This window comes from Eubacterium segne (genome assembly GCF_014287775.1).
GTDB classification, from domain to species: domain Bacteria; phylum Bacillota; class Clostridia; order Lachnospirales; family Lachnospiraceae; genus Eubacterium_G; species Eubacterium_G segne.
In genome coordinates, this window is sequence record NZ_JACOOZ010000001.1 from 387,882 (window position 1) to 399,708 (window position 11,827).

13 protein-coding genes are annotated in these 11,827 nt (G+C 36.4%); 1 reads left to right on the forward strand and 12 read right to left on the reverse strand.

The window, feature by feature from the left end:
* Positions 1-10: 10 nt before the first annotated feature.
* The 5 genes from H8S00_RS01870 to H8S00_RS01890 all read right to left on the reverse strand — a co-directional run bounded on the left by H8S00_RS01870 (position 11) and on the right by H8S00_RS01890 (position 5,190).
* Entirely contained in the window at positions 11-1,315 is a 1,305-nt protein-coding gene (locus H8S00_RS01870; protein ID WP_186839887.1) for an ATP-binding protein, read from the reverse strand.
* 155 nt (positions 1,316-1,470) lie between these two features.
* Positions 1,471-1,713 (reverse strand): autonomous glycyl radical cofactor GrcA3, encoded by a 243-nt coding sequence (gene grcA3, locus H8S00_RS01875; RefSeq protein WP_021952200.1) that lies wholly within the window; start codon positions 1,711-1,713, stop codon positions 1,471-1,473.
* The gene (pflA, locus tag H8S00_RS01880; RefSeq protein ID WP_186839888.1) at positions 1,688-2,491 is read right to left on the reverse strand and encodes a pyruvate formate-lyase-activating protein; all 804 of its coding nucleotides are present in this window, start codon (positions 2,489-2,491) and stop codon (positions 1,688-1,690) included. The genes grcA3 and pflA overlap by 26 nt, the downstream gene beginning before the upstream one ends.
* 29 nt (positions 2,492-2,520) lie before the next feature.
* Complete coding sequence (gene pflB / locus H8S00_RS01885; RefSeq protein WP_021952198.1) at positions 2,521-4,596, reverse strand: formate C-acetyltransferase; 2,076 nt, start codon at positions 4,594-4,596, stop codon at positions 2,521-2,523.
* A 57-nt stretch (positions 4,597-4,653) separates the two neighbouring features.
* Positions 4,654-5,190 (reverse strand): nitroreductase family protein, encoded by a 537-nt coding sequence (locus H8S00_RS01890; RefSeq protein ID WP_118589254.1) that lies wholly within the window; start codon positions 5,188-5,190, stop codon positions 4,654-4,656.
* A gap of 703 nt (positions 5,191-5,893) precedes the next feature.
* Between H8S00_RS01890 and H8S00_RS01895 the strand changes: the two genes are divergently transcribed.
* Positions 5,894-6,544 (forward strand): Crp/Fnr family transcriptional regulator, encoded by a 651-nt coding sequence (locus H8S00_RS01895; protein WP_186839889.1) that lies wholly within the window; start codon positions 5,894-5,896, stop codon positions 6,542-6,544.
* Between the two features lie 110 nt (positions 6,545-6,654).
* On the opposite strand, the gene H8S00_RS01900 is transcribed toward H8S00_RS01895, so the two are convergent.
* The 7 genes from H8S00_RS01900 to H8S00_RS01925 all read right to left on the reverse strand — a co-directional run bounded on the left by H8S00_RS01900 (position 6,655) and on the right by H8S00_RS01925 (position 11,827).
* Positions 6,655-6,867 (reverse strand): hypothetical protein, encoded by a 213-nt coding sequence (locus H8S00_RS01900; RefSeq protein WP_118589252.1) that lies wholly within the window; start codon positions 6,865-6,867, stop codon positions 6,655-6,657.
* A gap of 78 nt (positions 6,868-6,945) precedes the next feature.
* On the reverse strand, positions 6,946-7,068 hold the full coding sequence (locus tag H8S00_RS13925; RefSeq protein WP_279287336.1) for a hypothetical protein: 123 nt from the start codon (positions 7,066-7,068) through the stop codon (positions 6,946-6,948).
* A gap of 130 nt (positions 7,069-7,198) precedes the next feature.
* Positions 7,199-8,587, reverse strand: coding sequence for a uracil-xanthine permease family protein (locus H8S00_RS01905; RefSeq protein WP_021952194.1), 1,389 nt, complete (start codon positions 8,585-8,587; stop codon positions 7,199-7,201).
* Positions 8,588-8,627: 40 nt separating this feature from the next.
* Positions 8,628-9,119 (reverse strand): tRNA (cytidine(34)-2'-O)-methyltransferase, encoded by a 492-nt coding sequence (locus tag H8S00_RS01910; protein ID WP_021952193.1) that lies wholly within the window; start codon positions 9,117-9,119, stop codon positions 8,628-8,630.
* A gap of 49 nt (positions 9,120-9,168) precedes the next feature.
* A complete protein-coding gene (locus tag H8S00_RS01915; protein WP_186839890.1) occupies positions 9,169-10,335 on the reverse strand; it encodes an aminotransferase class I/II-fold pyridoxal phosphate-dependent enzyme in 1,167 nt (388 codons plus the stop codon).
* Positions 10,335-10,817 carry an Lrp/AsnC family transcriptional regulator gene (locus H8S00_RS01920; protein WP_021952191.1) on the reverse strand — a complete coding sequence of 161 codons (483 nt, stop codon included), beginning with the start codon at positions 10,815-10,817 and terminating at the stop codon, positions 10,335-10,337. The genes H8S00_RS01915 and H8S00_RS01920 overlap by 1 nt, the downstream gene beginning before the upstream one ends.
* A 41-nt stretch (positions 10,818-10,858) precedes the next feature.
* Positions 10,859-11,827, reverse strand: coding sequence for an AIR synthase-related protein (locus H8S00_RS01925; protein ID WP_186839891.1), 969 nt, complete (start codon positions 11,825-11,827; stop codon positions 10,859-10,861).

The following is an 11,827-nucleotide window of genomic DNA, read 5'->3' on the forward strand; positions in this document are numbered from 1 at the left end:
ATTCTCCATTTTATAATTGCTGTCCCGCTAAATAATTAGCAAACTGTTGAGCTGTTCTTCCTGATATTCCACCATGGCTAAGCTCCCATTTGTTTGCCTCTGCCTTTATTTCATCATCAGACAATTTAACACCCAGTCTTCTACACAATTCAACGGCAATTTCAAAATACTCTTTTTGCGTTGGTTTAGAATAGTTAATTGTAACACCAAATCTATGTACCAATGAAAGTTTCTCTTCCATTGTATCTGACTTATGCATACCGTTTTCAACCTGAACATCACTTCTGTCATTCCATGTTTCCTTTATCAAATGACGTCTATTGGATGTAGCATAAATTAATATGTTTTCCGGCTTTGTTTCCACGCCGCCTTCAATAACTGCCTTTAAAAACTTATACTCTATTTCAAAATCTTCAAATGATAAATCATCCATATATATAATAAATTTATAATTTCTGTTTTTAATAGCTGCTATTACGTTAGAAAGATCCTTAAACTGATGCTTGTATATTTCTATCATTCTAAGTCCCTGCTCGTAATATTCATTGACTATCGCCTTAATACTTGTAGATTTTCCTGTACCGCTATCGCCAAAAAGAAGACAGTTATTTGCCTTTCTTCCCTGAACAAAGGCTTCTGTATTGTCCACTAATTTCTTCTTCTGTATCTCATATCCAACAAGATCATCTAAAACTACCTTGTCCATATTATTAATTGCGTGAAATTCTAAAGGACCGTCTCCATCCTTAATTCTGAAGGCTTTATTAAGTCCAAACATTCCTACGCCATATTGCTTATAAAATTCAGTAACATAATCAAAGAATTCATTTTCATCCTTTGCATTTTCCAGCTTTAAGCTCAAACTCTGTACTTTTTCGCTTACATTTTTGTTGTACATTAATTCAGTCTTACCAATTGCCTTATAATTCTGGAGCTTTTCAAAACAATCTATTCCTAATTCTTCCTCCATTGGTTTAAAATCATAATCAAACAATTTCATAAACTGTTTAAAGTCATTTTTGGCAAAATAGTTTACACTACCATCATTTGCCCCAACTTTCTCGCATGTAAGACTAAATGGATTTTCATTTGTAATCAGAAGATATGTAAGATAATTATGCCATAAGTTTCTATCAAAACCGTAATCTGTTGATACTTCCAATATTCTCTTTACCTGATGATAAATTCTTGTGATAATCTCGTCTTTTTTATAATTTTCACCTTTAAATTCTCTTATTATACTGCTTAATTCCATTAATATAGAATCTTTAGGCATATCACCATATATTAATAACTTTGATACTATGTTATGCATATTCTTTCTCCTGACCATCAATTATTTCATATTTTATGTACATTAAATATGAGTTTTTGTTACAAAAGCAACCACTAATGGTTGTTACTCCAATAGTGGTTGCCTTTTAATTTATATATTTAAATTAAGAATTAACAATATCCGTTAATTTCGTCTTACAGATTAGCGTGGAATGTTCTGTGAATAACATCATCCTGCTGTTCTTTTGTTAACTTGATGAAGTTTACAGCATATCCTGATACACGAATTGTAAGCTGTGGATATTTTTCAGGGTGCTTCTGAGCGTCAAGTAATGTATCTCTTACTAATACGTTAACGTTAAGATGATATCCGCCTTCCTCTGCATATCCATCTATTAATGAAACTAAATTGTCAATCTGTTTTGCACTTGCTGCCATCTTTATTACCTCCTGTTTTTTCTTTTAATAACTCGATTCTGGATTCCTTAAATCCCTGCAACACAATCTTTTTTGCTGCTATTGCCATTTCTTTCGTGGCCGGCTGAATATCCTTTAACGGATAATCTATACCAAGCTCAGCATATTTAGGCTTTGCCATATCATGATACGGAAGAATGTCCAGCGCTTTTACCATCTCTAACTTGCCAATAAAAAGTCCTAATTTGTAAAGATACTCTTTATTTAATGTTATGTGAGGCACAACCACGTGTCTTATCCACATCTTTATACCTTTTTTGTTAAGATACCTGGCAAATGCCAAAATATTATCATTTGGCTGCTTGCATAACTTCATGTGTTCTATTGGATCAATATGTTTAATATCCAGCATAACTAAATCAGTTACTTCAAGTAATTTATCAGTTTTCTTCAAATACTCCGGATCATCAGGTCTAAAAGTTACACCTGATGTATCCAGACAAGTATTAATACCTCTATTGTGAGCTGCTGTGAACAGTTCTGTAAGGAAATCTATTTGAACCATCGGTTCTCCGCCAGTGGCAGTGATTCCTCCGGTCTTATAGAACGGTGCTTTCTTATCATATTCCTCAAGGAGTTCCTGAACAGTCATTTCCGTTCCTCCGACCATAGTCCAGGTATCCGGGTTATGACAATATGCACATCTCATCGGACATCCCTTAAAAAATATTACGAACCTTACACCAGGACCATCTACAGTACCACAGCTTTCAGTTGAATGAATAATTCCAGTCGACATCCTAATCTTTCCTTCTCTCTAATTTCTAATTATGACTGCTGTAATTTAATAAGCTCGTCAATGTCAATTCCAAGTTCGTCAGCATCAAGGTCACCTGTAAATACTTCACAGTCTTTTCCAAGTGCGTCAGGAATAACTGTAAATGTATCTGAGATACCATCTCTTGCATTTTCAAATGGAATCTTAGCTACTGATGCAAGTGATGAAACTGCACCGTGAGTATCTCTACCATGAAGTGGGTTAGCACCTGGTGCGAAAGGCTCACCTGTCTTTCTTCCGTCAGGTGTGTTACCTGTGTTCTTACCATATGTTACGTTTGATGTAATAGTAAGAATTGACTGTGTAGGAATACTTTCTCTGTATGTGAAGTGCTGTCTTAAGTAACCCATGAACTTGTCAACGATCATTACTGCAAGGCTGTCAACTCTGTCATCATCGTTACCATACTTAGGGAACTCTCCCTCTGTCTCATAATCAACAACAATTCCGTCTTCGTCTCTGATAGCTTTAACCTTAGCATACTTAATAGCTGAAAGTGAGTCAGCTACTACTGAAAGTCCTGCAACACCTGTTGCGAACCATCTCTTAACGTGTGCATCATGTAATGCCATCTGGATTCTTTCGTATGAATATTTATCATGCATATAATGAATGATGTTAAGAGCATTTACATATACTCCTGCTAACCATTTCATCATATCTTCATATCTTTCCATAACCTCATCATAATCAAGATATTCTGATGTGATTGGTCTGTACTTAGGTCCTACCTGTACCTTTGTCTTTTCATCAACACCACCGTTAATAGCGTAAAGAAGACATTTAGCAAGGTTTGCTCTAGCTCCGAAGAACTGCATTTCTTTACCGATTCTCATTGAAGATACACAACAAGCGATTCCGTAGTCATCACCATTGTATACTCTCATAAGGTCATCGTTCTCATACTGCATTGATGAGTATTCGATTGAAAGCTTAGCACAGTATCTCTTAAATGCTTCAGGTAATCTTGTTGACCAAAGAACTGTAAGGTTTGGCTCTGGAGCTGCACCAAGGTTCTCTAATGTATGAAGATATCTGAATGTTGTCTTTGTAACCATGTGACGTCCGTCAATACCAACACCACCAAGTGATTCTGTTACCCAAACAGGGTCACCAGCGAAAATCTGGTTGTATTCAGGTGTTCTTGCGAACTTAACGCATCTTAACTTCATAATGAAGTGATCAATGAATTCCTGAATCTGCTCTTCTGTAAATGTTCCGTTTGCTAAGTCTCTCTGAGCATAAATATCAATAAATGTAGATGTACGTCCAAGTGACATTGCAGCACCGTTCTGTTCCTTAACAGCTGCTAAGTATCCTAAGTACATCCACTGAATAGCTTCCTGTACGTTCTTAGCCGGTCTTGAAATATCAAATCCGTAAATCTTTCCTAATTCCTTTAATTCCTTAAGAGCTCTAATCTGTTCTGAATATTCTTCTCTGTCACGAACAACTTCAGGTCTCATTTCTGTAGGTGTAGCTGCCTTCTGAGCTTCCTTATCTACGATAAGTGTATCAACACCGTATAATGCAACTCTTCTGTAGTCACCAATGATACGTCCACGTCCGTAAGCATCAGGAAGACCTGTTACGATGTGGTTTGTTCTACATGTTCTGATTTCAGGTGTGTAAGCGTCAAATACACCTGCGTTATGTGTCTTTCTGTAGTTTGTGTAGAAATCTACTACTTCAGGATCAACTTCATATCCGTTGTCGCTACAAGCCTTCATAGCCATACGGATACCACCGTTTACCTGTAAACCTCTCTTGAAAGGCTTATCTGTCTGGAAACCAACGATTGTTTCCTTATCCTTATTTAAGTAGCCTGCTCCATGTGATGTAATTGTCTGAACAACCTTTGTGTCCATATCAAGAACACCGCCTGCTTCTCTTTCCTTCTTCTGAAGGTCAAGCACCTGGTTCCATAAATCTGTTGTGTTCTGTGTAGGTCCTGCTAAGAAACTCTCATCACCATCATATGGTGTGTAGTTTTTCTGGATGAAATCTCTAACGTTGACTTCTTTTGCCCAAGCGCCATTGTTAAAACCTGTCCATTCTTCTCTCATCTCTGTCTTTCCTCCTAAAAATAAATGTAAAGCTTAAAAATATATTTAGTGAATGACCTAACTAAACTTTAGTAAATCTTCGACTGTCTTTTTCTTAGGAACCGCCGGATCCTCATCTGGATACCCTATGGCAATCAAAGCCATAAGAAGCTGTCCTTCAGGCACATCTAAGATTTCTGCTGCCTTGTCAATGTCATACATTCCCATGATAACTGTTCCTAAACCTTTTTCATGCGCTGCCAGACAAAATGTCTGGGTTGCCACTCCATTGTCAAAGGCCTGCCAATTGTCTTCCCGGGAAGTGGTATAACTACCATCCCTTTCAAATCCTGAACGCTTGTCCACAATAATTGTAGCTACTAACATAGGTGCACCATCAATAATTTCCTGATTGTGTGCCCCACAGCATTCCTTTGAGATTCTATCTTTAATCTCCGGATCTGTTATGGCAATATAGCGGGTAGTCTGAGTGTTCTTCCAAGACGGAGCATATGAAGCAGTAAGTACAATGTCTTTTATGATTTCCGGGGAAACCTTATCGCTCTTAAACTTTCTGATGCTTCTTCTTGTTTTTATGCATGTAATCGCATCCATAATAGCACCTCCATAAAATAATAATTAGTTCAGTTATGAAATTCTGCAATATGAATGTTCGTCAAAAGACGCGCTACCACGCATAAAACGTCATTTTCACTAACTGTGAATAATATAACACTTTATCTTTTTTTTTGCAACGGTGATAAAGAAATATTTTATTATGTAGAAACACTCATTTTTTCACTATACAAGGTGAAAACCCATCAATGGAATGTATTTCCCTTTACATTTTAAATTGTAATACCATATATTACATTTTTCTGTTGTAAATGCAACAAATAGAGCTATAATGATATACAAGGAACACAAAATACAGTTTTTTCTGCTTGCAGAAAAAAACTAGTGTTTTGGTGTTCCGCCCCCACATGAGGAAGTAGCAATTTTTCTGAAAGAAAAATTCGCGGATTCCGAATGTGGGGAGAATTGCGAAAGTTGCGAAGCAACGCAGCAATTCGTATATCATTATTACATTACGGGGAACAAATTTTGAGAATTGCGAAAGTTGCGAAGCAGCGCAGCAATTCGTATATCATTATTACACTACAGGGAAACAAATTTGCAGAATTGCGAGAATTGCGAAGCAATGCAGCAATTCGTATATCATTATTACATTACGGGGAACAAATTTTGAGAATTGCGGAAATTGCGCAGCAATGCAGCAATTCGTATATCATTAATTATTTATATCGGGAGGTTTTATATGAACACTACAAAGCATGATTTATTTTATGGAATAAAAGAATCGGAACAGTCAGAAATGCTGAAATGTTTTAATTCTTACACAAGAAGTTATTCCGCCGGTGAGGTTATCTGCTTTTTTGATGAACCGGATGCCGGCATTGGAATTGTGGAGGAAGGAGAAGCCTGCATAATACATAGTCTTTCCAACGGTTCCCAAACCATTTTAGAGCATTTAAAACCCGGGGACTTGTTTGGTCAGATGTTTTATTATCATGCCAACCGCGAAAATATAACTCTTGAAGCATCAAAAAAATGTACCATTAGATACATCGATTATCAGCATATTGTCAAAAGATGCATTAAATCATGTCAGCATCACAGCCAGCTTGTAAGCAATATATTAATGATGGTTTCAGATAAAACAAAAGATATTTGTGAACATCTTGAAGCCGTAAGCCAGCGTTCAATAAGGGATAAACTAATGACCTATTTTGAAACCCTCTCTTCAAAAAATAATAGTAACACCTTTACCATACCATTTACCATGAGTTCTCTGGCTGACTATCTTTCCATTGATAGAAGTGCCATGAGCAGGGAACTTGGCAAAATGAAAGACGAAGGTCTTATTTATATTGAAAAAAGAGAAGTAACAATAAACAGATTTAAATAACTACATAAAATACAAAAAGGCAACTGCCATTGCTGACAGATGCCTTTTTTACTGTTGCACAGTCGAAGTATTTCACATAGCTTTCATCAGTATTATTTCTGTATTAAGAGCTATTCCATAAACTTCATTGTTGCAATCGTTATAACTGTAATTCCAACTCCTACAAATAGTATTATTCCTAAAATCATTATTGTCGATAAAGGCTTAAATTTATTTTCTGACATAATACCTTTTTTCTTTAGAAAAAATATTATGCAGATAATCATGCATATTAAAAATATATACTTACCATATACACCGTACTTATTGATTATTTCTATCATGATTTTCCTCCTCATATTTATTGCTTACTTACAGTAAATATGCCAACCCATATTAAATTGATTATAATACCTCTAGAACTATTTTACACCAATTCGCGTAGTAATCAATCCAAAGTACCCGGCTCCGACCACCGTGAGTCCGCTTATGGATGCTGACACTGTAGCTACTCCATTACGCTTGTTACTATATTTCTTTACCATTATAAATTCAATAGATTTTACATAAACGTCGAAAAAATTCAACTTATTCCGTATTTTTTTTACGGAATAAGTTGAATTCTATTTTTCGTTATTAAATATTGTCCCTACAAGGGTTGTTAAACATTTATATTTATTGTATTCCTTTAACCTCATCTTTGTCAGGGAACATTGCATTTAATATAATTCCAACTAAAGCTGCAATAGCAAGACCTGAAAGGCTGATTGTAACACTTCCTACATTTAATGCTACTGCTCCGTCAATGCCGCTTAATACATCGGCACCCATTCCTGAGCTGAACTTAATACCAAGGGCACATACAACTATAACAGCTGCAACAATTACATTTCTGCTCTTCTTAAAGTCAACCTGAGCTTCAACCATGTTTCTAACACCGATTGCTGAAATCATTCCATAAAGCATAAATGAAATACCACCAACGATTCCTGCCGGCATAGCTGAAATAATAGCTGCGAATTTAGGTGAGAATGAGAAAAGAATTGCAAGATATGCTGCTATTCTTACCACTCTTGGATCATATACTCTTGAAAGAGCAAGAACACCCGTGTTTTCACCATATGTTGTATTAGCAGGTCCACCAAATAATGCTGATAATGATGTAGCAAGTCCATCACCCATCAATGTTCTGTGCAATCCCGGTTCATTAATGAAGTCCTCTTCACATGTAGCTCCAATTGCACATATATCACCAATATGTTCCATCATTGTAGCAATGGCAATAGGCATCATTGTAGTAATTGCAAAAATAATTGCTGCTGTGTTTCCAAAATCAACTCCACCGAAAACTGTCTGTTTTACATGAATTGGCCATCCAAACCATGCTGCATCGGCAATTGCCTTTGTATCCACCGGTGAAATCCAGCTTAGTCCTGCTGCATTACCAAGGATAAGTGCAATAATGTATGAACCTACAACACCTAACAATATAGGAACAATCTTTGCCATTCCCTTTCCCCAGATATTGAAGAAAATAACAATTGCAAGGGCAATTATGGCAAGTGGCCAGCATGTTGCGCAATTGTTTAACGCTGATGGTGCAAGACATAATCCGATAGCAATAATAATTGGTCCTGTTACTACCGGTGGGAAGAATTTCATTACTCGTTTTACGCCTACTAACTTAATGACAAGAGCCAGTACCAGATACAATAATCCGGCAAATACAACACCGAGACATGCATATGGAAGCATCTCTGCAGGAGTATCAACTCCATAGGCTTTATTTGCACCTGTTACAGCTGAATAACCACCTAAAAATGCAAAGGATGAACCAAGGAATGCCGGTACCTTAAGTTTTGTAAATACGTGGAACAATAAAGTTCCAAGTCCTGCCATAAGCAATGTTGTCTGCATGTTAAGTCCTGTAAGGATAGGAACTAAAACAGTAGCTCCAAACATGGCAAACATATGCTGGAAACCTAAAAGTAACATTCTTCCGTTTCCAAGTTTCTTGGCATCATACACCGGTTCAACACCGATGTTTGTTTTTTCGTTTGACATCGTCAAATCCTCCCTCTTTTCTTTTGATATATATGGTAAACTACATCCACTTTAGTCTATGTAGCTCTCCCTCCATCTGCATACCTGCAAAATCGTTTTGTCTCAGTGCCTCATACAGCACAATCGACACTGAATTTGCAAGATTAAGAGAACGTATATCCGGATTCATAGGTATCCTTATACATCCCTCTTTATTATCTACTAATATTTCTTCAGGTATACCTGCGCTTTCCTTCCCAAACATTATAAAATCATCCGTCCCAAACTCCACGTCCGTATAACGCTTTGGTGCTTTAGTTGTAGCATACCACATTTTTGCATTAGGATTTTGTTCCAGAAAATCATTATAGCTGTCATATATTGTAACATCTAAATTTTCCCAGTAATCCATTCCTGCACGTTTAAGTGACTTTTCGTTTATGCGGAATCCCATTGGTTCTATAAGATGCAGTTTTGTACCTGTAGCACAACATGTTCTTCCTATATTTCCCGTATTCTGTGGAATTTCCGGTTCTAACAAAACAACATTCATTATTTTAGCCTCTTTTCCTTATTAATCTTTAACAATTATGTCTGTATGTTTATTCAGCTGAAATTCTTATTACAAATTTTTCCAATCTGCCTAGTGCTTCCTTTAAATCTTCCAAGGAATATGCATAGGAGATTCTTAAAAAGCCCTCACCACAGTCTCCGAAAGCAATTCCCGGAACTACAGCCACCTTTTCTTCCTTAAGAAGTCTTGTAGCAAATTCATCGGAAGTCATCCCGAATTTCTTTATGCTTGGGAAGGCATAAAATGCCCCAAAAGGCTCAAAACAGTCAAGCCCCATTTCTTTAAATCTATGTAGCACAAATCTTCTTCTCTGGTTATAGGACTCGCACATACGCTTTACGTCCTCGTCACCATTTTTCATTGCTTCAATTGCCGCATACTGACTGGTAGTAGGTGCAGACATAATGGCAAACTGATGAATTTTTATCATTTGCTTCATAATTACTGCAGGCGCTGCAGCATATCCTAATCTCCAGCCTGTCATGGCATAAGCCTTTGAAAAGCCATTAATCAGCACCGTTCTTTCCCTCATTCCCGGTATACACGCTATGGAAACATGTTCACCGTTATATGTAAGTTCTGAATATATTTCATCTGAAAGCACAAAAATATCTTTATCAATACATACCTCTGCAATTTCCTCTAAGTCTTTCCTGTCTAACGTTGCACCTGTAGGATTATTTGGGAAAGGTAAAACAAGTAGCTTAGTTTTATCCGTGATTTTTTCTAAAATCTCATCCTTAGTAAGCTTAAAATTATTTTCTTCTTTTAATTCAATAGGTACCGGCTTTCCATATGCCAATTGAACACATGGAATATATGAAACAAAACTTGGCTGTGGCACAAGGACCTCATCACCGGGATCTATCATTGCCCTTATAGCCAAATCTATTGCCTCGCTTCCACCTACAGTTACTATGATTTCATCATTAAAATGATACTCAAGTCCTAATCTTCTTTGCAGATAATTACAAATCTCTACACGAAGTTCCTTAAGTCCCGCATTAGATGTGTAAAATGTACGTCCCTTTTCAAGACTGTATATTCCCTCTTCTCTTATATGCCACGGTGTATCAAAATCCGGTTCTCCAACTCCTAAGGATATGGCATCCTTCATTTCGCTGACAACATCAAAAAACTTTCTAATACCTGATGGCTTAATCTCTTTTACTGTATTTGACAACGGATCTCTCATTACGGTGTCACCAACATCCTTTCATCTTTTTCTTTTTCATTTAAAACCATTCCATAATCCTTATATTTTTTAAGGACAAAATGTGTTGCCGTATTAAGAATGGCATCAAGGGTTGAAAGTTTGCTGGACACAAACTGTGCAATTTCCTTCATGGTCTTTTCTTCTACTATAACAGTAAAGTCAAATCCCCCTGACATAAGGTAAACTGCCTTTACCTCATCATATTTGTAGATTCTCTCTGCTGTTTCATCAAATCCGCTGCCTCTTTGTGGCGTAGCCTTTACTTCAATAAGGGCAGTAACTCTTTCATCACTGGTTTTTTCCCAGTCAATTAAAGTGTAATAACCGCAAATAACTTTTTCCTTTTCCATATCTGCAATTTCATTTGCCACTTCTCCTTCGCTGACACCTAACAAAATTGCAATTTCATGAATATCAATTTTACTGTTTTTTTCTATTAATCTTAATATTTCTTCCCTCATATATTCTCCTCTCCATAAATCATATATTTTTATAAACTAATTTACAGATACTTATAAATTTCATCACCCCGTGATGGTTCTAAATATCTTCGCTCTTCTTTATTTATTACAACCCTGTCTTTTCCGTCTGTTAACTGTCCAATAATTTCGGCAGTTATTCCATTGGCATTAAGTTCCTGCACGATGTTTTCACCTTCATTGCATATTATAAGAAGTGCTCCTGTTCCGTCTAACATATAGGGGTTATATCCGAAAAGTTCCGCCACCTCAATTGTCTCCTGCATAACAGGTATTTTTTTAATATAAGCTTCAATGCCAATATCTGCTGAAGATGCTAATTCCCATAATGCCGAAAAAACTCCCCCATCCGAAACCGCATGTAAAGTTATTGTATCATTTTTCGGAATGATTTTCATTACTTTTTCAATATCTGTATATTTTTTTAATTCAACACACCTTTGCACAAAGCCCGGATTGAATTTTTTAAGAAGTTCATCCTTTTTAAGTGAGGATATAACTGCTGTTCCTCCCACTGCTATGGTTCCTGCCATAACTACCTGCATTCCCGGTTTTACCAGTCTTCTATCCATCAGTTTAATATCATTATTTCTGTTTCCCAAAACTGTTATGTGAGCTACAACATCATCCACTACACCTTTATACACTCTACAGTATGCAATATTTATATTCTTAGCCTTAGATGCATCATCAAAATTTTTAATGATTTTTCCTAACTTTTTTTCCTCATATTCCAAAGGAATATTAATCTCTAACTGTAAATATTCAGGCTGTCCACCTTTTTCGTATAACATATTTATGGTCTTTTGAAGATAATATTCCTCACAGCCTGAAAACCACTTCAATATACAATTAGAAGACACCACGACCGTAGTGTCTTCTAATAATAATTCTGCGGCATCAACTCCTAAAGCTGTTCCCTCCAAATCAGATGACAGTTTCTTCTTCACTGAACGTTTATACGTTATTTCAGAAACTTTTCCCATTTGCAT